Annotated in this window: 21 protein-coding genes and 1 pseudogene; 8 read left to right on the top strand and 14 right to left on the bottom strand. The window is 66.9% G+C overall.

What is annotated here, in order from left to right; all coding sequences use genetic code 11:
- Positions 1-280: 280 nt before the first annotated feature.
- The 4 genes from QRM89_RS05240 to QRM89_RS05225 all read right to left on the bottom strand — a co-directional run bounded on the left by QRM89_RS05240 (position 281) and on the right by QRM89_RS05225 (position 4,073).
- Positions 281-1,696: an amino acid permease gene (locus tag QRM89_RS05240; protein ID WP_012439724.1), complete on the bottom strand. Its 1,416-nt coding sequence runs from the start codon at positions 1,694-1,696 to the stop codon at positions 281-283.
- A gap of 352 nt (positions 1,697-2,048) precedes the next feature.
- Positions 2,049-2,429, bottom strand: coding sequence for a hypothetical protein (locus tag QRM89_RS05235; RefSeq protein WP_011039280.1), 381 nt, complete (start codon positions 2,427-2,429; stop codon positions 2,049-2,051).
- A gap of 389 nt (positions 2,430-2,818) precedes the next feature.
- Positions 2,819-3,049: a hypothetical protein gene (locus QRM89_RS05230; RefSeq protein WP_228880240.1), complete on the bottom strand. Its 231-nt coding sequence runs from the start codon at positions 3,047-3,049 to the stop codon at positions 2,819-2,821.
- Positions 3,050-3,152: 103 nt separating this feature from the next.
- Positions 3,153-4,073 (bottom strand): LysR family transcriptional regulator, encoded by a 921-nt coding sequence (locus tag QRM89_RS05225; RefSeq protein ID WP_285447445.1) that lies wholly within the window; start codon positions 4,071-4,073, stop codon positions 3,153-3,155.
- Positions 4,074-4,168: 95 nt separating this feature from the next.
- Here QRM89_RS05225 and QRM89_RS05220 point away from each other — a divergent pair, with 95 nt between their 5' ends.
- The 6 genes and pseudogenes from QRM89_RS05220 (at position 4,169) to QRM89_RS05195 (ending at position 9,789) form a co-directional block, all read left to right on the top strand.
- Entirely contained in the window at positions 4,169-5,176 is a 1,008-nt protein-coding gene (locus QRM89_RS05220; RefSeq protein WP_103699846.1) for a zinc-binding alcohol dehydrogenase family protein, read from the top strand.
- Positions 5,177-5,209: 33 nt separating this feature from the next.
- Positions 5,210-5,407: pseudogene (locus tag QRM89_RS05215) on the top strand (zinc-binding alcohol dehydrogenase family protein); the annotation flags it as partial.
- A 449-nt stretch (positions 5,408-5,856) separates the two neighbouring features.
- Entirely contained in the window at positions 5,857-7,389 is a 1,533-nt protein-coding gene (gene rmuC, locus QRM89_RS05210) for a DNA recombination protein RmuC (RefSeq protein WP_285447555.1), read from the top strand.
- Between the two features lie 805 nt (positions 7,390-8,194).
- Positions 8,195-8,572, top strand: a complete 378-nt coding sequence (locus QRM89_RS05205) for a hypothetical protein (RefSeq protein WP_285447444.1) — start codon at positions 8,195-8,197, stop codon at positions 8,570-8,572.
- 83 nt (positions 8,573-8,655) lie between these two features.
- Positions 8,656-9,201, top strand: a complete 546-nt coding sequence (locus QRM89_RS05200) for a glutathione peroxidase (RefSeq protein WP_115529556.1) — start codon at positions 8,656-8,658, stop codon at positions 9,199-9,201.
- Positions 9,202-9,435: 234 nt separating this feature from the next.
- Positions 9,436-9,789: a lysozyme inhibitor LprI family protein gene (locus QRM89_RS05195; protein ID WP_285447443.1), complete on the top strand. Its 354-nt coding sequence runs from the start codon at positions 9,436-9,438 to the stop codon at positions 9,787-9,789.
- 152 nt (positions 9,790-9,941) lie between these two features.
- On the opposite strand, the gene QRM89_RS05190 is transcribed toward QRM89_RS05195, so the two are convergent.
- The 6 genes from QRM89_RS05190 to QRM89_RS05165 all read right to left on the bottom strand — a co-directional run bounded on the left by QRM89_RS05190 (position 9,942) and on the right by QRM89_RS05165 (position 14,148).
- Positions 9,942-10,997: a VacJ family lipoprotein gene (locus tag QRM89_RS05190; protein ID WP_285447442.1), complete on the bottom strand. Its 1,056-nt coding sequence runs from the start codon at positions 10,995-10,997 to the stop codon at positions 9,942-9,944.
- Between the two features lie 11 nt (positions 10,998-11,008).
- The gene (locus tag QRM89_RS05185) at positions 11,009-11,302 is read right to left on the bottom strand and encodes an STAS domain-containing protein (RefSeq protein ID WP_012439719.1); all 294 of its coding nucleotides are present in this window, start codon (positions 11,300-11,302) and stop codon (positions 11,009-11,011) included.
- Positions 11,292-11,957 (bottom strand): ABC transporter substrate-binding protein, encoded by a 666-nt coding sequence (locus QRM89_RS05180; RefSeq protein ID WP_070694076.1) that lies wholly within the window; start codon positions 11,955-11,957, stop codon positions 11,292-11,294. The genes QRM89_RS05185 and QRM89_RS05180 overlap by 11 nt, the downstream gene beginning before the upstream one ends.
- A complete protein-coding gene (gene mlaD, locus QRM89_RS05175; protein WP_014509648.1) occupies positions 11,954-12,496 on the bottom strand; it encodes an outer membrane lipid asymmetry maintenance protein MlaD in 543 nt (180 codons plus the stop codon). The genes QRM89_RS05180 and mlaD overlap by 4 nt, the downstream gene beginning before the upstream one ends.
- 108 nt (positions 12,497-12,604) lie before the next feature.
- The gene (locus QRM89_RS05170) at positions 12,605-13,354 is read right to left on the bottom strand and encodes an MlaE family lipid ABC transporter permease subunit (protein ID WP_014509647.1); all 750 of its coding nucleotides are present in this window, start codon (positions 13,352-13,354) and stop codon (positions 12,605-12,607) included.
- A complete protein-coding gene (locus QRM89_RS05165) occupies positions 13,354-14,148 on the bottom strand; it encodes an ABC transporter ATP-binding protein (RefSeq protein WP_285447441.1) in 795 nt (264 codons plus the stop codon). The genes QRM89_RS05170 and QRM89_RS05165 overlap by 1 nt, the downstream gene beginning before the upstream one ends.
- Before the next feature lie 239 nt (positions 14,149-14,387).
- Here QRM89_RS05165 and QRM89_RS05160 point away from each other — a divergent pair, with 239 nt between their 5' ends.
- Positions 14,388-14,675: a hypothetical protein gene (locus QRM89_RS05160; protein ID WP_040942156.1), complete on the top strand. Its 288-nt coding sequence runs from the start codon at positions 14,388-14,390 to the stop codon at positions 14,673-14,675.
- Here the strand turns inward: QRM89_RS05160 and QRM89_RS05155 are convergent.
- The 4 genes from QRM89_RS05155 to QRM89_RS05140 all read right to left on the bottom strand — a co-directional run bounded on the left by QRM89_RS05155 (position 14,668) and on the right by QRM89_RS05140 (position 16,992).
- Positions 14,668-15,180: a GNAT family N-acetyltransferase gene (locus tag QRM89_RS05155; RefSeq protein ID WP_285447440.1), complete on the bottom strand. Its 513-nt coding sequence runs from the start codon at positions 15,178-15,180 to the stop codon at positions 14,668-14,670. The two genes, QRM89_RS05160 and QRM89_RS05155, sit on opposite strands and share 8 nt — an antisense overlap.
- A gap of 64 nt (positions 15,181-15,244) precedes the next feature.
- Positions 15,245-15,784: a tail fiber protein gene (locus QRM89_RS05150; protein WP_285447439.1), complete on the bottom strand. Its 540-nt coding sequence runs from the start codon at positions 15,782-15,784 to the stop codon at positions 15,245-15,247.
- Positions 15,785-15,844: 60 nt separating this feature from the next.
- Positions 15,845-16,372 carry a tail fiber protein gene (locus tag QRM89_RS05145; RefSeq protein WP_012439714.1) on the bottom strand — a complete coding sequence of 176 codons (528 nt, stop codon included), beginning with the start codon at positions 16,370-16,372 and terminating at the stop codon, positions 15,845-15,847.
- 74 nt (positions 16,373-16,446) lie between these two features.
- Complete coding sequence (locus QRM89_RS05140; RefSeq protein WP_014509642.1) at positions 16,447-16,992, bottom strand: tail fiber protein; 546 nt, start codon at positions 16,990-16,992, stop codon at positions 16,447-16,449.
- A gap of 316 nt (positions 16,993-17,308) precedes the next feature.
- Between QRM89_RS05140 and QRM89_RS05135 the strand changes: the two genes are divergently transcribed.
- Entirely contained in the window at positions 17,309-21,928 is a 4,620-nt protein-coding gene (locus tag QRM89_RS05135; protein ID WP_285447438.1) for a putative Ig domain-containing protein, read from the top strand.
- Positions 21,929-21,949: the final 21 nt, after the last annotated feature.

Here is a 21,949-nt window from a genome sequence, read left to right as displayed (position 1 = left end):
CGACGCGTTCCTCATCGCTAATCGTCGGTGGATACCTGAGGCGCACCCTCATCCGCCCTACGGGCACCTTCTCCCGGTGGGAGAAGGGCACAGCTCACCTGCATTTGGCGGCTGAGTACTCATAGCACCGCGCAGCACAGTACTGCTACCGCCAAGACCGTCCCATCGATGATTCACTCTTGAAGGCGCGTGGCGACGCGTTCGTCATCGTTGGCACTGAAAGATATTTGAGGCGCCCCTCATCCGCCCTACGGATACCTTCTCCCGGCGGGAGAGGTAACTACCCAACCTTCCCCAAGCGACTATTCCGCCGCCCGTAGGCCAGGTAGACCACCACGCCCAGCGCGTTCCACACCAGGAACCAGCCCTGCGTGGTGCTCGGCAGGCTCCAGAACAGATACAGGCAGCCCAGGATCGCCACTGGCCCCACCACCCAGGCCAGCGGCGTGCGGAACGCCCGCGCACGGGTGGGTTCGCGCACGCGCAACACCAGCAGACACGCCGCCACCGCCGTGAATGCGGCCAACGTACCGGCATTGGCCAACGCGGCAATTTCGTCCAGCCGCGCCACACCCGCCAACGCGGCCACCAGCACCGCGGTGAACAAGGTGATCGCCACGGGCGTGCCGGTGCGTGCGTTGACCTTGGACAAGCCGCGCGGCAACAGACCGTCGCGCGACATCACAAAGAAGATGCGGCTCTGCCCATACAGGAACGCCAGCAGCACCGTCGGCAGCGCGATGATCGCCACCGCGCCGATCACCAGCGCCGCCTTGCCATGGCCCAGTTCGCGCAGGATCAACGCCAACGGCTCCGGGCTCTTGCCGAACACGGTGAAGCTCATCGCACCCACCGCCGACAACGCCACCAGCACATAGATCAACGTGCAACCGATCATCGAACCGACGATGCCGATCGACAGATCGCGCCCCGGGTTCTTGGTCTCTTCTGCCGCAGTGGAGATCGCATCGAACCCGTAGAACGCGAAGAAGATGATCGCCGCTGCCGCCATCACCCCGCGCTCCACGCCATCCGGGCCCATTGCCTTGGAGAAGCCATACGGCATGAAGGGCTGCAGGTTGGCGCTGTTGAACGCCGGCAAGGCGATCGCCACGAACACGCCCAGCGCAATGATCTTCAGCACCACCAGCACCGCGTTGAGCGTGGCGCTTTCCTTGGTGCCGGCCATCAGCATGCCGGCCACCAGGAAGGTGATCACCACCGCCGGCAGGTTCACGATGCCGCCGGCGTGCGGCCCGGCAATCAATGCATGCGGCAGGTTGACCCCCAACCACTGCAGGAACCCGACGAAATAGCCCGACCAGCCCACCGCCACCGTGCTCACCACCAGCGAATATTCCAGCACCAGGCTCCAGCCCACCACCCAGGCGATGCTCTCGCCCAGCGCGGTGTAGCTGTAGGTGTAGGCGCTGCCGGCGGCCGGCATCATCGTGGCCATCTCCGCATACGCCAGCGCCGCGCAGGCGCACACGATGCCGGCGGCCACAAACGAGAGCAGCACCGCCGGGCCGGCCTTGTCCGCGCCCACGCCGATCAACGTGTAGATGCCGGTGCCGACGATCGCGCCAATGCCCAGTGCGATCAGATGCGGCCAACTCAGGCTGCGTACCAGCTGCCGCCCGGCCTCGTGCACGGTGACCTGATCGATGGATTTGCGCCTGAGCCAAGACGACATGGGGACCTCGCAGGAACCAAAAGAATTCCCGAGTGTCGCCCAACGCGGCGCAGCAAAGCTATCGGTCCAAGGTCACGCGACGCCGTGCGCGGGCTGCGGCAGCGCGGCGCTAAAGGGATCGATGTGCTAGAAACGCAGCCGCTGGCGGCGATGCAGATGCGCGTCAGGCGTTGCGGCGTGGCCAGCGCTGGCGCGTCATCGGTGGTGCGAGCTATCTGGCGACGGATGGCGGCGGCCGTTCCCACGGCATGCTCTGCCGACGCGGGTGATCGCCATCAACAGTGACGACCGGATTGGTTGGTGATGCGCGCGCTGCAAGACACCGGCCAACACTGGCGAAGGTCGGCCACCCTCAATCGATCGACGGACGATGCGGCGGACGTGCGCGCCGATACAGCAACTGCACCGCCCAGGCGCTGGCCAGGCCGATCGCGCCGGCGGCAAAGTGGCTCCAGTCGAGCACGCGTGGCGCCGCGCCATTGGCATCGTGGCCCCAGAAGTTGAACCACAGCAGCACGATCGCAGTGACGATCATGCCCAGCCAGAACCACAGCCGGGTTGCGCCGATGGCATAGATCAAGAACGGCAGCGCCGCACCGATCAGGAAATGCACCGGGAAGAAATACGCGGTGCCGTACGGCCGCATCAGATACCAGATGATCGCCCCAAACAGCCCCAAAAAGGCGAACAGGCCCAGGGCAAGCAAACGGGTTTGGGTCTTGACGGTGGTCATCAGGCAGCCTCGCAGGTGAGAACGTCAGCCTACCCACGCGCAGGTCACGTTGAGGTCAATGCGCGTGCGCCTGTATGCCGCGCCTTCGCAGCATTGCTTCGGGCCGCTTGTGCTGCTGCGATGCAGTCGGCGCTACATGTGCCGAAAAAACAGGCGGTTGCTTTATCAAGTGCCATCGCGCTGGTGGCCGGTTGATGCGTCACTGAAGTTTGGCCAATCCCGATGGGATGCAGGTTGTTGTGTACTGCCGATGCGATGGACCCGCAAACATCGCGATGGCGGCGGTGTCGTACGTGTTGCGATGTGACACTGCTGTCGCGTTGCCGCGCGATGTTGCCACGTGCGTAACGATGCGAGATGGCAATGTGCATGACACGCGTCGAACCGCGTTACGGCTCGAGTTTGCCGGCGTAATGCTCGCGCACATGCTGGCTGATGTAGGTGCTCAGCCCGCGTCCGTCCGCGGCCAGGCGTTGCATGGTGGCGATCGCCTCGGCGCCGGCACTGGCCTCGGTGTACACGTAAGTCTCGCCACTGCGAAATTGCACCGCGATCGCGCCGGTGGTGATCGCATAGGCCACCACGCCGGAGTCGCCATCGCGGTTGCCGTAGCGCTGCAGCGAGGGAGGACGGCGCGTGACCATGCACACAGGCTAGGGCGGCCACGGTGAGGATGCCTTCAACGGACGCGGCCGCGTGCGCCACTGTGCGCGGAGCGGTGGATCAGCCTGCCGGCACCTCGGGCAACAGCGCAGTCAACGCCTGGCAGCGCTGCGCGAAGTCCGCATGCAGCTGGCGAATGGCCGGCGAGAACTGCTTGCGATGCGGGCACACCAGTTGCAATGGCAGCCGGTCGCCGTAGGCCGGCAGCAGCACTTCCAGGCGCCCGGCCTGCACATCGGCGCAGACATCCAGCCACGACTTGTAGGCGATGCCTTCGCCCGCCACCGCCCAGCGCCGCACGACATCGGCGTCGTCGCACAGCATCGCCCCACGCACCGGCACCGTCTGGCGGCGGCCATCACCCTCGAACTGCCAGCGGTCGTACGGGCGCCCGGCCAGCACGTACAGCAGACAGGCGTGCTCGCGCAGTGCCTCCAGCGTGCCCGGCCGCCCATGCCGGTGCAGATAATCCGGTGCGGCCACCAGCACGCGGCGATTGTCCGGCGCCAGCGGCAGTGCCACGTGGTCGGCGTCATCGATGCGCCCCAGCCGGAACGCCACATCCACCGGCGCGCGGTACAGGTCGGCCACCTGGTCGGACAAGTGCAGGCGCAGCGTCAGCCGTGGATGCGCGGCGCGGAACGCGGTCAGCCACGGCAGCAGCACGTTGCGGCCCAGGTCCGACGGCGCGGTCACCTGCAGCAGCCCGTGCAGCGCCTGGTCGCCGCCGCGCACCTGCTCGCGGCCATCGCGCAGCAACTCCAGCACCTGGCGCGCGTACGGCAGGTACTGCTCGCCCTCGGCGGTGAGCCGCAGGCTGCGGGTGGAGCGAGCAAACAGGCGCAGGTCCAGCGCCCGTTCCAGCCGGGCCACTGCGGCACTGGCCTGGCCCGGCAACAGGTCGGCCTCGCGCGCGGCACTGGAAAAACTGCCCAGCGCCGCGGTGCGCACGAACAGCGCCAGATCATCGAATCGGACCATCTTCTCTCCAACAGTGAAACTGCTTGCGCAGTTTGCCGGTTTTTCCGGAAATGGCGATGGCGCACGCTGCAGCTCCTCGCCCCACGGCCACCGCCATGAAAGCCATCGCCTACCCGCAACACGGCCTGCCCATCGACGACCCGCGCGCGCTGGTCGCGCTCGACCTGCCGCTGCCCACGCCCGGCCCGCGCGATCTGCGCGTGCGCATCCACGCCATTTCGGTCAACCCGGTCGACACCAAGGTGCGCGCCACCGCGCCGGTGGAGGCGCCGCGCGTGCTCGGCTGGGACGCCAGCGGCGTGGTCGACGCGGTCGGTGACGAGGTGACCCTGTTCCAGCCGGGCGACGCGGTGTACTACGCCGGCGCGTTGACCCGCCCCGGCACCAATGCCGAATACCACCTGGTAGACGAGCGCCTGGTCGGCCGCAAGCCCGCCACGCTCGACGACGCATCCGCCGCCGCGTTGCCGCTGACGGCCATCACCGCCTGGGAACTGCTGTTCGACCGGCTCGGCATTGCCGAAGGCGGCGGTGCAGGCCAGACCCTGCTGGTGGTCGGCGCGGCCGGCGGGGTCGGCTCGATCCTGGTGCAACTGGCGCGCGCGCTGACCCAGCTCACCGTGGTGGGCACCGCCTCGCGCCCGCAGACGCAGGACTGGGTCTACGCGCTCGGCGCCCACCACGTGATCGACCACACCGAGCCGCTGGCCGCCGGCCTGCAGCGCATCGGCATCGCCCATGTGCAACATGTGGCCAGCCTCACCCATACCGACCAGCACTTCGCGCAATTGGTCGAGGTGCTCGCCCCGCAAGGCCAGCTGGCGCTGATCGACGACCCGGCCACGCTCGACGCGCTGCCGCTCAAGCGCAAGAGTCTGTCGCTGCACTGGGAACTGATGTTCACCCGCTCGCTGTTCGCCACCGACGACATGATCGCCCAGCACCACCTGCTCAACCGTGTCGCCGCGCTGGTGGAGTCCGGCGTGCTGCGCACCACGCTGGGCGAGCACTACGGCCGCATCACCGTGGACAACCTGCGCCGCGCACACGCCGCGCTGGAATCGCACCGCACCCGCGGCAAGCTGGTGCTGGAAGGATTCTGAGCGAGCGATAGGTGCTGCACGGGGCGTTGATGTTTCACCGGCTCGCTGTTCGCCACCGACGACATGATCGCCCCGCATCACTTGCTCAACCGTGTCGCTGGGCTGGTGGAGTCCGGCGTGCTGCGCACGACGCTGGGCGAGCACGACGGCCGCATCACCGTGGACAACCCGCGCCGCGCTGGAATCGCACCGCACCGCACCCGCGGCAAAGTGGTGCTGGAGGGATTTTGAGCGAGCGGTAGTGGTGATGGCGGTGGCCGCTGCGGGACATGGCGCCACAGCGCGTCTCGCGTCCGCGCGCGATGCAGGGCGGGCACGAAGTCGGCGGCGGCGGCTGCGCTGCGGTGACAAGGCCTGGATCGCGAGTGATGGCACGCGCTGTGTGGATGGCGGCATCGGTCTGTGCGTGTTGTCGTGATCAATCCGGCTAAGGACCGACCGCGCCTTGCCCACGGCCGCGCAGTCGGTCGTTGCAGTGCGGCGCAGGTCGCAGTGCACCGCCAGCGCGCGCCACGCAGTTCACCCCGAACCAGCACGCGCGCCCTCCCGACCATCAGGCAGCCACCGTGCCGACCCTGCAGCCGGCCACCCACTGACGCAGCTGCTGCGACCGGCACCGCTACACTGCGCGCATGTCATCCGAATCCCTCATCCTCATCGGGCTGCTGTGCGCAGTCTTCGTGCTGCAGCTGGCCATGCTGCTGCGGCGCTCTTCCACCACCGGGCTGGAGCAGGCGCTGCGCGCCGAACAACGCGACGGCCGCGGTGAACTACGCGAACAACTCGAAGGCCTGGCGCGGCAGCAGGATGGCCGCCTGGAAACCTTTGCGCGCAATCTCACCGAGCTCTCCACCCGCACCGACCAGCGCCTGGACCTGCTGCGCGACGCGCTCGGCGAAGATGCCCGCAAGGCACGCGAAGAAAGTACCCAGGCGCAGCTGCGCACCGGCGAGCTGCTCACCGGGCGCCTGACTGAATTGCGCACCCAGCTCGATGGCTTCGGCCAGCAGCAAGAAGCCCGCATCCACGTGTTCGGGCAGCAACTCACCGAGCTGATCGCACGCACCGACACCCACATGGCCGCGCTGCGTGAAGCGCTCGCCGAGGACGCGCGCAAGGGCCGCGCCGAAGCGGGCGAGTCGCAGCAGCGCTTCACCGAAGCGCTGGGCCAACGCCTGACCGAGCTGACCCAGCGCAACGAACTGCGCATCGGCGAGATGCGCGCCACGCTCGAGCAACAGCTGGCCAGCCTGCAGAGCGACAACGCCAGCAAGCTGGAACTGATGCGCGCCACCGTCGACGAGAAACTGCAGACCACCCTCAACACGCGCCTGGACGCCTCCTTCAAGCTAGTGTCCGAGCGGCTGGAGCAGGTGCAGCGCGGCCTGGGCGAAATGCAGCAGCTGGCCACCGGCGTGGGCGACCTCAAGCGCGTGCTCACCAACGTCAAGGACCGCGGCGGCTGGGGCGAAGTGCAGCTGGAGAACATCCTGGAGCAGACGCTGACGATGGAGCAGTACGCGCGCAGCGTCCGGGTCAAGCCCGATAGCGCGGAAGCGGTGGATTTCGCGATCCGCCTGCCAGGGCGCGGCGACGACACGGTGGTGTGGCTGCCGGTCGATGCCAAGTTCCCGCGCGAGGACTACGAACGCCTGATCGACGCGCAGGAAAAAGGCGACCTCGACGCAATCAAGAGTTCGACTGCGCAGCTGGAACGCGCCATCCGCATCCAGGCCAAATCCATCAGCGACAAGTACGTCTGCCCGCCGCACACCACCGACTTCGCGGTGATGTTCCTGCCCACCGAAGGCCTGTACGCCGAAGTGATCCGCCGTGCCGGGCTGGTCGACCTGCTGCAGCGCGAACATCGCGTGGTGCTGGCCGGGCCGACCACCTTTACCGCCCTGCTCAACAGCCTGCAGATGGGCTTCCGGACCCTGGCGATCGAAAAGCGCTCCAGCGAGGTCTGGCAGGTGCTGGGCGCGGTGAAGAGCGAATTCGGCAAGTTCGCCGGCATCCTCGAAAAGGCCGAGCGGCAGATCACCACGGTCAGCAAGAGCCTGGGCGAAGCCAGCCGCAAGACCCGCACCATCGAGCGCCGCCTGCGCGGCGTGGAAACCCTGGCCGGCGAGCAATCGCAGGCGCTGCTCGACGACGCCGGCAATGACGACACCGGCAGCAGTGATGACGAGGCCGGTGACGAGCAGGAATGAGTATGGCGCGCCGGTGCGAATCGTTTACTCGCGCGCCCAACGGTGAGCCGGCCACACCGTAACCAGCGCGGGCAAGCCATTCACCTCACAGCCGCACCCAGTGCATCGAACCGCCTTCGGTAGGAGCGCCCTCGGGCGCGATGAGGCATTCCCGATAACGCCCCACCGCGCCCAAGGGCGCTCCTACACGGCCGAAGCCATCTCACAGCCGTCGCGGGTTTAGTCGTGATCCACCCCGCTGCAAATCGATGCACAGGCCACGTGATCGGCAAGCTCTCAAATCGCAACTGACCTCACATAGGAGCGCCCTCGGGCGCGACGATGCGTTCCCGCTAACGCTTGATCGCGCCCAGGTGCGCTCCTACACAGTTGAAGGCATCTCACATCAACGGGTTAGCTGGTGATCCACGCTGGCGCAACCGACGCATAGGCCGTGGGTCGGCAACCCGGCTGCATCCCAACCGATCTCCCGTAGGAGCGCCCTCGGGCGCGACGAGGCCTTCCCGGTAACGCCCCATCGCGCCCAAGGGCGCTCCTACACGGCCGAAGCCATCTGGTAGCCGCCGTGCATTTGGTACCGATCCACCCCGCTGCAAATCGACGCACACGCCACGTGATCGACAAGCTCTCACTCGCAACCGATCTCACGTAGGAGCGCCCTCGGGCGCGATGAAGCCTTCCCTGTAACGCCGCAGCGCTCCCAGCTACGCCCAACGCCGCAGCCGCAGACACCGCCCACCCCGAGCACGCCACGCAGACACACCAGCCGCGATGCTTGCCTCACCTTGTTCAAGAAGAAGCCCGCATGTCGAGCCGATGGATGTACGCGACACTGTCCGCACTGCTGCTGGCCGCCTGCAGCAACACGCCCACCACGCAACCGTCCCAGGCGGCGGCTGTGACACCTGCACCATCAACATCCACAGACGCTGCTGCCTGCACCGCCAAAGGCGGTCAGATGCGTCCGGTAGGCCGCATGCAGGCGCCGCGGTGCGTGGTGCCCTACGCCGATGCCGGCAAGACCTGCACCGATAACGCGGATTGCAGCGGTGACTGCCTGGCCACCAGCATCGTGCCCACCGGCACCGCCACCAGCGGCACCTGCCAGCGCGACAGCGATCGCTTCGGCTGCCGCCAGGAAGTGGTCGGCGGCATGGGCCAGGCAGCGCTGTGCATCGATTGATCCGCTGACCTCGGCGCACCGGGTGCAGCGCTCGCGCTCGCCCGGCGGTTATGCTCTGGCGCTTCCTCCAACAGGACGCACCGATGAGCCAGAGCATCCACGACATTCCCGTGACCGACATCAACGGTGGCGCCACCAGCCTGGCCGCGCATCGCGGCAAGGTGCTGCTGGTGGTCAACGTCGCCTCCAAGTGCGGGCTGACCCCGCAGTACGAAGGCCTGGAAGCGCTGTACCGCGACAAGCAGGCCCAAGGCCTGGAAGTGCTGGGTTTCCCGGCCAACGACTTCAATGGGCAGGAGCCCGGCAGCGAGGCGGAGATCGCCCAGTTCTGCCAGCTCACCTATGACGTCACCTTCCCGCTGTTCTCCAAGATCGCCGTCACCGGCGCCGAGATCCATCCGCTGTACCAGGCGCTGACCAGCGCACAGCCGCAGGCCACCGGCGATGGCCCGATGCGCGAAAAGCTGGCCGGCTACGGCATCGCGGCCAATCCGGCACCGGGCGTGCTGTGGAACTTCGAAAAATTCCTGATCGGCCGCGATGGCCAGGTCATCGAACGCTTCGCACCCGACGTCGCCGCCGATGACGCCCGCCTGCGTCAGGCCGTGGATGCGGCGTTGGCGCACTAACCGGCGTTGCTTGGACAAAGACATATTGCGACTCGTCATCCAGTCAGCTACCTGTTCGATTTCGGTCGAACAGGGCGCTGCTACGCGGGCGGTCTCAGCAGTTGCATTCCACGTTGACTGACCGTGCAGACGTAGAGAAGAGCAATGCGTGAAAGCCAAAGAGGCACCGTGAGGCACCTACTTCCACTCCTGAGCCTTCTTTGCTGCGTTTCAGCATATGCATCTGATCTATGTGTGGACCTGGCGACAACTGCGCAGAGCAATGCTTGCTGGACCAAAGAGGCTGCGCAGTCGCAGGCACACCTCGATGACTATTTGCAGGCAGCACGCACAAGGGCGCTGACAGATTTCGGTCTGTCAGCCGATGCGTTCGATGCAGCGCAAGCTGCCTGGCGGACTTATAGCGAAAGGCAATGCGGCAATGTGCGTGTGTTGTGGGGCACCGCATCAGTCGCGCTGGCGAAAGCGGCGAGCTGTCGCGTCGATCTCAACGATCAGCGCTCCTATGATCTATGGAAGAGCTACCTCACCTACGCCGATCGCACTCCTTCCGTTATGCCCGAACCGGCGCTGCGGTCCGGTAAATAACAGTGCCATCGGACGAACGCTTGCCTGACGCAAAGGCATCGGTACCAAAACGCTGCACGTATCACGCGGAGCAGGGCGGCATGCGCCGCAACAAAAAAGCCCGGGATCGCTCCCGGGCTTTCACATTTTCCAGCAAACCACTCACCCACCCATCAGCGAATCCACTGCGGGATCGGCATGGCGTCCACCGGGACCGTGCTGTCCTTGTCTTCGCGCAGGTAGTCCGGCAACTCGCCGTCTTCCTTGCGCTGGCTGCGCAGGTCGCGGGTGATCTGGTAGTTGCGGCGCTGCATCCAGGCATCGCGGGTCAGGGCGTATTCGTCCGGGGCCTGGTCGCGTAGCGAATCCAGAGACATCAGCTGCGCGCGGGTGTCCACCAGCTGCAGGCCCTGCAGGGCGAAGCGTGCGCCGCTGTCGTCGAGCTGGCGCAGCGGCGAGAGCGGAATGTCGCCGCCCAGGCCGAAGGTGTCGCGCACCGTGCGTGGCCCGAACAGCGGCAGCTCGAAGTAGCGCGAGTTGCGCCAGCCCCACACGCCCAGCGTCTGGCCGAAGTCTTCGCTGCGGCGCGGGATGCCGGCGGCGCTGGCCGGGTCGAACAGGCCGGCCACGCCCAGCGTGGAGTTCATCACGAAGCGGCCCAGGGTCTGCACCGCGTAGACCGGGTGGCCCTGCAGCAGCTGGTTGACCATGGTCAGCGGCGAACCCAGGTTGTCGAAGAAGTTGGTCACGCCCAGGCGCGCCGGGCGCGGCACCACCTTGGTGTAGCCGGTCGCCAGTGGCCGGGCCACGCCGCGGTCCACCGTCAGGTTGAAGCGGTGCATGCCGCGGTTGTAGCGCTCCCACGGGTCGTAGGCCGGGGCCCCGCCTGGCAGGGCCGGGCCTGCGGCTGCGCCGCCGGCTTGCGGCGTGGTGGAGCCGTACAAGGCATCGAAATCATCTTCGGCCGTGGTCGGCGCGCCAGGCGTGCCGCTGTCGGCAGCGCTGCTGGCCGGCTCGGCCGGCGCAGTCGCCGCAGTGGCCGGCAGGGCGTCGAGTGCGGCGAAACCGGCCGCGGCCGGCTGCGCGGTCACCCCGGCATCGTCGCGCACGGCGGTGTCGGAGGCGCTGGCAGCAGAATCGGCGGCGGGAGGGGCAGACTTGGGCGTCTGGCTCGCGCAGGCGCCCAGCAGCAGGCAGGTCAACAGGGAAAGGGAGCGGAACTGATTCATGGGGGTGGCACTCAGGCCTGAAAATCGAGAGAGGGCGACAAACGGTAGGCAGCGCACAATTCGTCCAGACCGGACGCCTTGCCCACCACCGTGCCATTGCCATTGCTGCGCAGGCGCGCGGCCAGTTCGGCCAGCATCGCCACGCCGGCGCTGTCCAGGCGTTGTACACCGGAAAGATCCAGCGTGCGGGCGCCAGCGAGTTGCGCGAGCGCCCGCGGCCACAGATCCGTGACCGCGGCCCGGTCGAGCACGCCGCTTACCGCCAGCGTGTCGCCGTTGCGCTGCAGTTGGTCGTTACTGGCCATTGGCCGGTGCCGCACCCACCTGCAGGTTGCCGCTGCGCAGGTCGGCCGCGACCTTGGCGATGCCCTTTTCGCGCAGCGGGCCGTCGAACTGGGTCTTGAAGGTCTGCACGTAGGAGATGCCTTCGATCATCACGTCGAAGATCTTCCACTGGCCGCCGCTGTTGCGCATCAGGTAGTCGACCGGGGTCGGGTCGTTGCCGGCGCGCAGCAGGTCGGTGGAAACCTTGACGCCGCGGTTGCCCGGCAGCGCGCTTTCAGACTTGGCGCGGAAGGTCGGCTTGCCTTCGAAGTTCAGCAGCGCGGTGCCGTAGCGCTGCATCAGGTTCTCGGCCAGCGCATCGGCAAACAGCTTGACGTCCGCATCGGAGGCACCGCGGCCGTGCACGCCCAGCACCAGGCGGGCCGAGTAATCACGATCGAAGGCCTTGTTCAATTCGCCATTGATGTACTGGCGCAGGGCAGCCGGGTTGCCGCGGAATTCGGCGCGGCGCTGGTCCAGCGTGGACAGGATGCGGGTGCTGCTGTCGATGACGGTCTTGGTGGCCGCGCCCTGGGCAGCAGGCGCGCTGGCGGTGGCCGGCTGTGCCAGCACCGTGGCCGGTGCGCACACCAGCAGGGTCGAGGCCAGGACAGCGGAGAGCAGGGTGGTCTTCATGGGGTTGGTTCCGTAGAGGGGGAGGCGGGCTGCGCAGGCGCGGGCGCCTGGCCGTTGGCAGCGGGGGCATTACTGCTGCCGCCGCCACCACTGAACATGTATTTGCCGACCAGCTGCAGCAGATCCACCGCCGGTTGGGTGAAGCCGATTTCGTCGCCCGGCTTGAGCGTCTCCGGGTCGCCGCCCGGCTGCAGCCCGATATAGCTTTCGCCCAGCAGGCCGCTGGTGAAGATGCCGGCCGAGGTGTCGGCGGGCAGATCCTTGTATTTGGTGTCCAGCGACAGGGTCACCACCGAATCGAACTTGGTCGGATCCAGGCTGATGTCGGAGACCTTGCCAATGGTGACGCCGCCGATCTTCACCGGCGCCTGCGGGCGCAGCTGGCCGATCTGGCTGAAGCGCGCAATCAGGGTGTACTGGCTGGAGCCAAAGCCCCAGCGCTGGTTGGTCGAGGCCACCGCCAGTACCAGCAGCGAGGCCAGGGTCAGCAGCAGAAACGCGCCGACGGCGAATTCGAGTCGTGGTCCACGCATGGCCATGGGGTTATCTCACTCCTGGTGGTGCAGGTGCCCCGATGCGGATCGGAGCGGATGGTTCGGTGGGTCCACACACCGCAGGTTGCGGGCGGGTGCGAGAAGAGCGGCGGATCATCGGAACAACATGGCCGACAGCACAAAATTGAACATCAGCACCAGCAGCGAGGCGTTGACCACCGCGCGCGTGGTGGCGATCGAGGTGCCTTCGATGGTGGGCTCGGCATGGAAACCCACGTAGGCGGCCACCAGCGCAGCAGTGCCGCCGAAGATCGCCGACTTGAGCATCGCCACGCCGAAGTCATCCCAGAAATCCACGCTGTTGCTCAGCCCCGACCAGAAGGTGCCGTTGTCGATGCCCAGCACGTGGACGGCTTCAAAATAGCCGCCGGTAATGGCCAGCGAGCAGAACACGCCGGTCAACAACGGCACCGTCAGCACCGCAGCCCAGAAGCGCGGCGCCACTGCCTTGGCCACCGGGTCGATGGCCATCAGCTCCAGCGCCTTGATCTGGTCGGTGGCGCGCATCAGGCCCAGCTCGGCGGCGATCGAACTGCCGGCGCGGCCGATGAACAACAACGCGGTGAGCACCGGCGCCAGCTCGCGGTACAGCGACAGGCCAAGCAAGGTGGACAGCGCATCGGAGGCGCCATAAGTGGTGAGCGTGCGGTAGCCCTGCAGCGTCAGCACCAGGCCGACGAAGGCGCCACCCACGGCGATGATCGGCAGCGAGCGCGCGCCGACCTTGTAGATCTCGCGCACCAGCTCGGCAATGAAGTCGCGTGTGGGCATCGAGCCGCGCAGCACGGTCAGCGAGAACAGCCCGGCGCGGCCGAAGGCACGGATCGATTCGGCAATGGCCATCAGGCAGCACTCCGGTCGCGGCGCGGCGCCGCATCGAACGGGATCGGGCCGTCCGGCTGCCCGTGCAGGAACTGCTGCACCAGCGGGTCGGTGCTGTCCTGCAACTGCTCGGGGGTGCCGGCGAACACGATGCCGCCATTGGCGATCACCACGGCCTGGTCGCAGATCGGCAGCGTCTCATGCACGTGGTGGCTGACGATGATGCTGGTCAGTCCCAGGCTGTCGTTGAGGCGCTGGATCAGGCTCATGATCACGCCTGAGGCGATCGGGTCCAGCCCGGTCAGCGGCTCGTCGTAGATCATCAGCGGCGGGTCCAGCGCCAGGGCGCGCGCCAATGCCACGCGCCGCGCCATGCCGCCGGACAACTCGCGTGGCCAGGCATCGGCCGCGGCCAGCAGGCCGACCGCGTGCAGCTTCATCTGCACCAGGCGCTGCAGCACCGGCGCCTGCAGGCGCGTATGCGTGCGCAGCGGCAGCGCGACGTTGTCGGCCACGCTCAGGTCGGTCAACAAGCCATTGCCCTGCAGCAGCACGCCGACATTGCGGCGCATCTCCAGCAGCGCCCGGCTACCGCGCGGAATCTCCTGGCCGAACAAGGTCACGCGGCCGGCCACCGGGCGCAATTCGCCGGTCAGTGCCGCCAGCAAGGTGGACTTGCCGCTGCCGGAGGGACCGAGCACGGCCGTGATGCTGCCGCGTGGGACATCCAGCGACACGTCGCGCAGGATCGCGCGTCCGCCGCGATCGATGCGGACACCGGACAATTGCACGACAGGGGATTCGGACGCCGTCATTGCAGCCTTTAACAGAATTCCAACGCGATAGAGTAACCGTCACACGGCTGAACATAACCGAACCGGTGCGTGCAGTATTGTCGCATGCGCCTGTACCGCAGGCAGATGGCCAACGTCCCCACAACTGCAACGCCCCGTCTCACGAGCGTGACGCAGCACGGGGTTCCTACATGGCTACGTTGTGTGAGGTATGCCTGCACGTGGATGATGGAGCCGCCTTAGCCAGCCCGAGCGTGCAGATGGATTTGCTGACCCTGGAACACTTCGCAGGAAGCGTTAACGACACCTTCTCTGCTGCCTTGAATGACGGCGAGATTCCCTTCGTGCTGGTCGAGGCACGCCCGCTGCCGACCACGCAGGCGGTGCACCGGGCGCCGTTCTCGCTGCTGTTCCGCAACAGTTCGGCGTTTCTGTTTCCACAGCAGATCTATCAGCTGCGACACAGCCGGCTGGGCGAGGTCGGGGTGTTTCTTGTGCCGGTAGCACGCGAGCGCGACGGCTTTTTGTATCAGGCGATCTTCAACTGAGCGGCGTGGCCGCCCTCCCGGCGGGCTGCCAGTGCATCGCAAGGTGGGTACTGCTGGCGTCGCCTGCGAGAAAGCCCAGGCGCGCATAAAGCCGGCGCGCCGCAGGATTGGCATGCAAGACGTGCAATGCCACGCCACAGCCTGCGGCCTGCGCCAACGCCTGCGCATGCATGATCAATGCGGTGCCCACGCCCCTGCCGCGCCAATGCGGTAACAGACTGATATCGACCAGCACGTGCTGCACGGCTGCGCGTTGAAGATACAGCCGGCCGATGCGTTCGTTGGGCGTCTGTACGATCAGAAAATCGGCGTCGGGATAATGCTGCCGATAATGCGTGCGTTGCAGTGCGAACTGCTGATCCACAAACGCGCGCTTGGTCGCCTCCGGCCAGGGGACGTGCGCCAGTTCGTCGCTGCGTGTGCCGGCATAGAGATAGCGTAGCCAAGGCACATCGGTGTCGTGTTCGGCGCGCAGTGCGATGCGGTGCGCAAGCAGTGCAGGCATGCGCTCGCACGCTGCTTGCGGATACACGCTCGTTGGAGTCGCGGAAGCATCGCCTTGCATGGCGTCAATCGAACTGTGGATAGCTGCCAGACAACGCAATGCAGAAATTCACCGCCAGATACGGTTGCTGGTTCTGATGGGCCAGGCCGTTGCCGGTTGACAGCAGCGCCGTCGGCGAGAACTGGGTGTCGGGTTGTGTCACCGTCACGAACGGGCGTGCTGTGCTGCCGCCCAGCGCTGAAAGCGCTGCGCCATTGGCGGGCGTGCCGCTTTTCTTGGTCGAATCCGGTTGCGTGAACGCGCTGACGCCATGCTGGTGCGGCGGGATCTGCGCGGGCAACAGGCTCACGGCGGCCGTGCCGAAGCTATTGCCCAACTGCCGGCTGCTCAGTCCCGGGCCCTGCCCCTGCTCGCAGCCGGCGCGTCCACAGAAGTTCGGCAGTTGAAACGTGGTCGTGCCGTTACCGCCATAGACGATGCCGAGCAGCGAGTACAGCGTGGTGTTCTGCTGCAGCGGCAGCGTGGCGCCGTTGCACAACGCCCAGCCGACGGGATTGAAATCGAAGCCGAACAGCTGGATTTCGCCGATATAGGGTTCGGTCATGAACGAGGTCCTTCTGTAGAACGTGCAGGCACCGCACCGAGCGCGGCGCGGTGAATGGGCTCAGCTCTGCTGCGGGAAAATGCCGACAGTGGAAATGCAGTACTGCACCGTCAAGGTCGGCATGGTGTTCTCGTGCGCCAGGCCACCGCCGGTGATCGTGGTCGACTGCGTGGCCATCGGCGCTGCCGTGGCACCGGTGGTGTCGGTCGCGTAGAACACGTCGCCGGTGACTGTGCCAGGCAATAGGCCGGACGGCGCGGTGGCCGTCGCGGCAGCGGTTGTGGCCACCAACGTATGCGTGTGCGCCGGCAACTGCAGTCCGGTCAGTGCAACTGTCTCGGTGCCAGCCGTCTGGGCGATCACGTAGTTGCTCAGGCCCGGGCCCTGGCCCTGATGCAGCGGCACGCGCCCGCGCAGATCCGGTACCGCGAAGGTGTTCTGCCCATCGCCGCCGTAGGTGGTGCCGATTAGCATGAACAGCACCTCGTAGTCGGAGATCGATAACAGGCTGCCGTCGCAGGCCTGCCAGCCTTGCGGAGTACGCCCGAAGCCGAACATGCGGATCTCGCCGATGAATGGAGTGGCCATGGTGTCCTTTCTGGTCGATGGGCGCGCTGCCCCGCGGCGGTGGCACGCTGCGTTTATGAAATGCAGCCCCCGCGCTAGCTGCGCGAGGGAAAGATGCCGGACAGCGCGATGCAGAAATTGAGCGTGGTGTACGGCTGCAGGTTCGGATGCGGCTGGCTGCCACCGGCCTGAGCCACGGTTGCTGGATTCATTGCCACCAGGGGGCCCGGCGCCGCATACAGCGCGGTGGCCGGACCGGTCGTGCTGGCATTGGTGCCGAAAGAGCGGCCGCTGGGACTACGGTTGTTGCCCGCAGCGCTGGAACCCTCCAGCAAATGGTTGTGCGCTGGCAGGTTGTCGGGCAGCAGCGAAACGTTCTCGGCGCCGGAGTTCTGGCCCATCGGTAGCGGCGACGGTTGCCAGGCCGGATCTGCAGATGGCGCAAAGCCGACCGGTGTGCGCCCGCGCATGTCCGGCAGCGCGAAGGTGGTACTTCCATTGCCGCCGAAGCGCGTACCAAGCAAGCTGAAGAGCGCCTGGTTCTGGTTGACCGGCAGCAACTGCCCATTGCACTGCGCGAAATATTTTGGCGCGAAAACGAAGCCGGTCATCATGATCTGACCCATGAAAAACTCGCTCATGCGGATTTCCTTCCCGTAAGTGCAACACCGACCGCGTGTCGGGGTTATTCGTACAGATACTTGTCCAGTTCTGATTGAGCAAGCCTGGAATATCTGGAACTGGAATGAAGTATTAAGTTTTCATTGTTTATTCGTCAGTCAGTTCCTGTTCAAATACGCTCGCAATGCCGAAGGAGAAAATCTCTAGGGCGGCGTTGCCTTCAGGCACGAGGATCGTTGCCGGCGCCGGGGATGGCGCGCTCCAGGGGTGTGGACAGTGAACAAGCAGCGTAGGTTTCTAGCGGACGCCACCGGCGGCCGCGCACGTTTGGTCGTGATGTTTGTCCTGTTCGCCATGACGCTCTTGGCACCAGGCTGGGCGATGGCGCAAGCCTCGACCTACTGCCCGACCTTGAACGCCACTGTGGTGCAGGGCGGTTCGGTACAGATCGACGTAACGACCTGCGATGGCACGGGCGTAGACGATATCGGCGTTGGCTGGAACGGTGTGCAACCTGCGCACGGCACGATCGTGGTCCCCAATCCGAGTGGCGCGCAGGGCACGCAGATCGTCACCTACACCCACAACGGTGACAGCGCCACCAGCGACACGTTCCCGCTAGAAGATGGCCGGGGCGACATCATCACTGTCAACATCACCATCACCCCGAGCCAGCCGACGCTGTCGATCAACGACGTCTCGGTGAATGAAGGCAATGCCGGCACGAGCAATGCCACCTTCACCGTCTCGCTCAGCCAGCCGGCCGGTGCCGGCGGCGTCAGCTTCGATATCGCCACCGCCGATGGCTCCGCCACCGCAGGCGTGGACTACGTCGCCTCCAGCCTCACCGGGCAGACCATCCCCGCTGGTAGTAGCAGCGCGACTTTCACCGTGCTGGTCAACGGCGACACGCTCAGCGAACCCAACGAGACCTTCTTCGTCAACGTCAGCAACGTCAGCGGCGCCGGGGTCAGCGACGCCCAAGGCCAGGGCACCATCGTCAACGACGATGCGCTGCCTTCGCTGTCGATCGACGACGTCAGCGTCAACGAAGGCAACAGCGGCACCACCACGGCCACCTTCACGGTGACCCTGAGCGCGGCCAGCGGCCAGACCGTGTCGGTCAATTACGCCAGCGCCGACGGTACTGCCACCGCCGGCAGCGACTATGTCGCGCGTTCCGGCACCATGACGTTCGCGCCCGGCACCACCGCGCAAGGCGTGGCCATCACCGTTAACGGCGATACCGCGGTCGAGCCGAACGAGACCTTCAGTGTCGCCCTGTCCGGCGTCAGCAACGCGTCCATCGCCCGCGCCACCGGCACCGGCACCATCCTCAACGACGACGTGGTGGTGACGGTCGGGCCGGCATCGCTGCCGGCGGCGACCGCGGGCAGCGCCTACAGCCAGAACCTGAGCGCCAGCGGCGGCACCGCGCCGTACAGCTTCGCCGTCACTGCCGGTGCGTTGCCGGCCGGGCTGACCCTGAGCGCTGCCGGCGTGCTGTCCGGCACGCCCACGGCCACCGGCAGCTTCAACTTCACCGCCACCGCTACCGATAGCGGCGGCAGTCCCACCAGCGGCAACCGTGCCTACACGTTGACCGTGGCCGGCGCGACGGTGACCTTGCCGGCGGCCAGCTTGCCGGCCGGCACTGCAGGCCAGGCCTATTCGGGGGCGCTCAACCCAGCGACCGGCGGCATTCCGCCGTATACCTACGCCGTCACTGCCGGCGCCCTGCCGGCGGGCATCACGCTCAATGGCAGCAGCGGCGCCTTGACCGGCACCCCCGGCAGCGTGGGCAGCTTTGCCTTCAGCGTGACTGCCACCGACAGCACCAGCGGCACGCCCTCGCAGGGCACACGCGGTTACACCTTGAACATCGCCGCGCCGCCGATTGTGGTTGCGCCGTCCACGCTGCCGGCAGCCACGCGTGGCACTGCCTACAGCCAGACGCTGAGCGCCAGTGGCGGCACCGCGCCGTACACCTACGCACTCGCCAGTGGCGCATTGCCGGCCGGCCTCACCCTGGCCAGCAACGGCACGCTGTCGGGTACCGCAACGGTGGAAGGCAGCTTCAACTTCACCGTGACCGCCACCGATGCGGGGAGCTTCACCGCCAATCAGGCCTACAGCCTGACCGTGGCTGGCCCGAACCTGGTGTTGCCGGCAAGCAGCTTGCCGGCAGGTACCGCCGGGCAGGCGTACTCCGCGTCGATCACGCCCGCCACGGGCGGCACCGCGCCTTACAGCTATGCACTGACCGCCGGTGCGTTGCCGACGGGTGTGGTCGTGGACGTGGCGACCGGTGGACTCAGCGGCACGCCGACCGTGGCGGGCACGTTCAACTTCACCCTGACCGTGTCCGACAGCACGCCCAGCCCGGCGGCGCAGGCCAGCCGCAGCTACACGCTGACCATCGCAGCACCTGTCATCGTGGTCGCGCCCACTGCGCTGCCGGCGGCCACGCGCGGCACGGCCTACAGCCAGACGCTCAGCGCCAGCGGCGGCACCGCGCCATACACGTATGCCGTCAGCGCGGGCAACGTGCCGGCTGGCCTCACCCTGGCCAGCAACGGCACGCTGTCCGGCACCGCGACGGTGGAAGGCAGCTTCAACTTCACCGTGACTGCGACCGATGCAAACACCTTCACCGCTTCGCAGGCCTATGCAGTGACGGTGGCCGGCCCGAACCTGGCGTTGCCGGCGAGCAGCTTGCCGGCAGGTACGGCGGGGCAGGCCTACGCGGCGACGATTGCTCCTGCCACCGGCGGCACCGCGCCTTACAGCTATGCACTGACCGCGGGCGCATTGCCGAGCGGTGTGGTGCTGGACGCTGCGACCGGCACGCTCAGCGGTACGCCAACGGTGTCTGGCACGTTCAACTTCACCCTGACCGTCACCGACAGCACGCCCAGCCCGGCCGCGCAGGCGAGCCAGAGCTACACGCTGAGCATTGCCGGCGCCACGTTGGTGCCGGGTCAACCCACGCTGCCGCCAGCGGTGCGCGGTACGCCGTACAGCCAGGTGTTGACTGCCACCGGTGGTGTTGCGCCGTATACCTACAGCCTTGCCAGCGGCACCTTGCCGGCCGGACTGACGCTGGCCAGCAACGGCGTGTTGTCAGGCACGCCCACCGCCGAGGGCAGCACGTCCTTCACCATCGCGGTGGCCGATGCCGGCAACGCTACTGCGACGCAGGCGTATACCTTCATGGTGAGCACGGCGGCCCCGGTTGCCGTGGCCGATACCGCGGCCACCATGAGCGATGCGGCGGTGACGGTGCCGGTGACCGCCAACGACACCGGCAACATCACTGCGATCGCCATTGCGACCGCGCCGACCAACGGCACCGCCGTGGTCAATGGGCTAGAGCTGGTGTACACGCCGGCGGCCGGGTTTGTCGGCACCGATGTGGTCAGCTACACGGTCACCGGCAGCGGTGGAACCTCGGCCGCAGCAACGGTGACCATCGCCGTCAATGCGCGCCCGATCGCCGTGTCGGTCACCGCCGAGGCGGTGCCGGGTGCGGCGTCGCAGGTCGATCTGACCCGTAATGCCACCGGCGGGCCGTTCGTGGCCGCCGCGGTGGTCGCAGTGCTGCCGGCCTCGGCCGGGACCGCCACCATCACCCAGGTGGGTGCAGCGGCGGCAGCGGCGCGCACTTCCGGCTTTGCGCCTGCGGCCACTGCGCAGGCTTCTTCACCCAGCTTCATGCTGACCTTCGTGGCGAACCCGGCCTTCGTCGGTCAGGCCACCGTGCAGTTCACCTTGTCCAACGCGTTCGCCACCTCGGCGGCGGCAAGCGTGATCTTCACCGTGGCGCCGCGGCGCGACCCGAGTGTGGATGCGGAAGTGCGTGGCCTGATCGATGCGCAGTCCGAGTCGACGCGGCGCTTCGCTAAGGCGCAGATCGACAACTTCCAGCGCCGTCTGGAAGCCACCCACCGTGGCGGCAGCACGCTGAGCAATGCAGTGACCTTCCAGCCGACCTCGCATTGCCGCCAGGCCGATCGCGGCATCAGCGCGCAGCCGTGCAGCCCGGACACCCAGGATGCCGACAACGAGTTCCGCGATGCGCCGGCGATGGCGAGCGGCGGCACCGGCGGTGCGCAGGGCCAGGGCGACCTGGGCCTGTGGGTGGGCGGTGCGATCCGCTCCGGCAGCCTGGACAGGCAGGCCAACACCAACGGCGTGGATTTCCAGACCGATGGCTTGAGCGTGGGTGCGGACTACCGGCTGGCACCGTCGCTTGCGGTGGGTGCGGGCCTGGGTTGGGGCCGCGACGACAGCGATGTAGGCAGGAACGGCAGCCACTCCAAGGCCACCGCCTACACCATGGCGCTGTATGCCAGCTTCCACCCGGGCAAGGCGTTTTTCTTCGACACCCTGGTGGGCTATCAGCTGCTGTCCTACGACCTGCGTCGTTTCGTCACCGACGACGCTTCGATGGCCGAAGGCAGCCGCGACGGCAAGCAGTGGATCGCCTCGCTGTCCAGCGGTGCAGACCTGCAACGCGGCAATCTGCAGATCACCCCGTATGCGCGGGTGGATGTGGCGCGGGCAACCCTGGATGGGTACGTCGAAGATGGCATCGCGCCGTTCGCGCTGCGCTATGACGACATGGATGTGGCCACCACCACCGGCAACCTGGGCCTGCGCCTGGAATGGCGCCGCGATGTGGCCTGGGGACGCCTGACCCCGCAGGTCCGCGTGGAATACCAGCGCGACTTCCAGGGCCGCGGCGACGCAACGCTGGGCTATGCCGACATCATCGGTGGCCCGGTGTATCGCACCGGTCAGAACGCGTTCGATCGCAACCGCCTGATGGTCGGTATCGGTGCGGCCCTGCTGACCGAACAAGGCCTGTCGACGCGGCTGGAATACCGCGGCATAACCGACGGCGACAGCGGCAACGATCAGACCTGGATGATCAACCTGGAAAAGAAATACTGATCGCGTCTGTCGACAGGCAGT

Origin of the sequence: Xanthomonas sp. LMC-A-07 (assembly GCF_030208825.1) — a bacterium.
GTDB classification, from domain to species: domain Bacteria; phylum Pseudomonadota; class Gammaproteobacteria; order Xanthomonadales; family Xanthomonadaceae; genus Xanthomonas; species Xanthomonas campestris.
The sequence above is the reverse complement of the archived record's forward strand: the minus strand, read 5'-3'. Positions and strand labels throughout refer to the sequence as shown.

What these genes read in the sequence shown, in the direction of transcription:
- QRM89_RS05155 (WP_285447440.1), bottom strand. Translation starts at nt 15,180, where the DNA reads ATGCCTGCACTGCTTGCGCACCGCATCGCACTGCGCGCCGAACACGAC.
- QRM89_RS05140 (WP_014509642.1), bottom strand. Translation starts at nt 16,992, where the DNA reads ATGAGCGAGTTTTTCATGGGTCAGATCATGATGACCGGCTTCGTTTTC.
- QRM89_RS05220 (WP_103699846.1), top strand. Translation starts at nt 4,169, where the DNA reads ATGAAAGCCATCGCCTACCCGCAACACGGCCTGCCCATCGACGACCCG.
- QRM89_RS05170 (WP_014509647.1), bottom strand. Translation starts at nt 13,354, where the DNA reads ATGGCCATTGCCGAATCGATCCGTGCCTTCGGCCGCGCCGGGCTGTTC.
- QRM89_RS05180 (WP_070694076.1), bottom strand. Translation starts at nt 11,957, where the DNA reads ATGAAGACCACCCTGCTCTCCGCTGTCCTGGCCTCGACCCTGCTGGTG.
- QRM89_RS05145 (WP_012439714.1), bottom strand. Translation starts at nt 16,372, where the DNA reads ATGGCCACTCCATTCATCGGCGAGATCCGCATGTTCGGCTTCGGGCGT.
- QRM89_RS05135 (WP_285447438.1), top strand. Translation starts at nt 17,309, where the DNA reads ATGTTTGTCCTGTTCGCCATGACGCTCTTGGCACCAGGCTGGGCGATG.
- QRM89_RS05160 (WP_040942156.1), top strand. Translation starts at nt 14,388, where the DNA reads ATGGATTTGCTGACCCTGGAACACTTCGCAGGAAGCGTTAACGACACC.
- QRM89_RS05225 (WP_285447445.1), bottom strand. Translation starts at nt 4,073, where the DNA reads ATGGTCCGATTCGATGATCTGGCGCTGTTCGTGCGCACCGCGGCGCTG.
- QRM89_RS05240 (WP_012439724.1), bottom strand. Translation starts at nt 1,696, where the DNA reads ATGTCGTCTTGGCTCAGGCGCAAATCCATCGATCAGGTCACCGTGCAC.
- mlaD (WP_014509648.1), bottom strand. Translation starts at nt 12,496, where the DNA reads ATGGCCATGCGTGGACCACGACTCGAATTCGCCGTCGGCGCGTTTCTG.
- QRM89_RS05190 (WP_285447442.1), bottom strand. Translation starts at nt 10,997, where the DNA reads ATGAATCAGTTCCGCTCCCTTTCCCTGTTGACCTGCCTGCTGCTGGGC.
- QRM89_RS05185 (WP_012439719.1), bottom strand. Translation starts at nt 11,302, where the DNA reads ATGGCCAGTAACGACCAACTGCAGCGCAACGGCGACACGCTGGCGGTA.
- QRM89_RS05235 (WP_011039280.1), bottom strand. Translation starts at nt 2,429, where the DNA reads ATGACCACCGTCAAGACCCAAACCCGTTTGCTTGCCCTGGGCCTGTTC.
- QRM89_RS05150 (WP_285447439.1), bottom strand. Translation starts at nt 15,784, where the DNA reads ATGACCGAACCCTATATCGGCGAAATCCAGCTGTTCGGCTTCGATTTC.
- QRM89_RS05165 (WP_285447441.1), bottom strand. Translation starts at nt 14,148, where the DNA reads ATGACGGCGTCCGAATCCCCTGTCGTGCAATTGTCCGGTGTCCGCATC.
- QRM89_RS05205 (WP_285447444.1), top strand. Translation starts at nt 8,195, where the DNA reads ATGTCGAGCCGATGGATGTACGCGACACTGTCCGCACTGCTGCTGGCC.
- QRM89_RS05200 (WP_115529556.1), top strand. Translation starts at nt 8,656, where the DNA reads ATGAGCCAGAGCATCCACGACATTCCCGTGACCGACATCAACGGTGGC.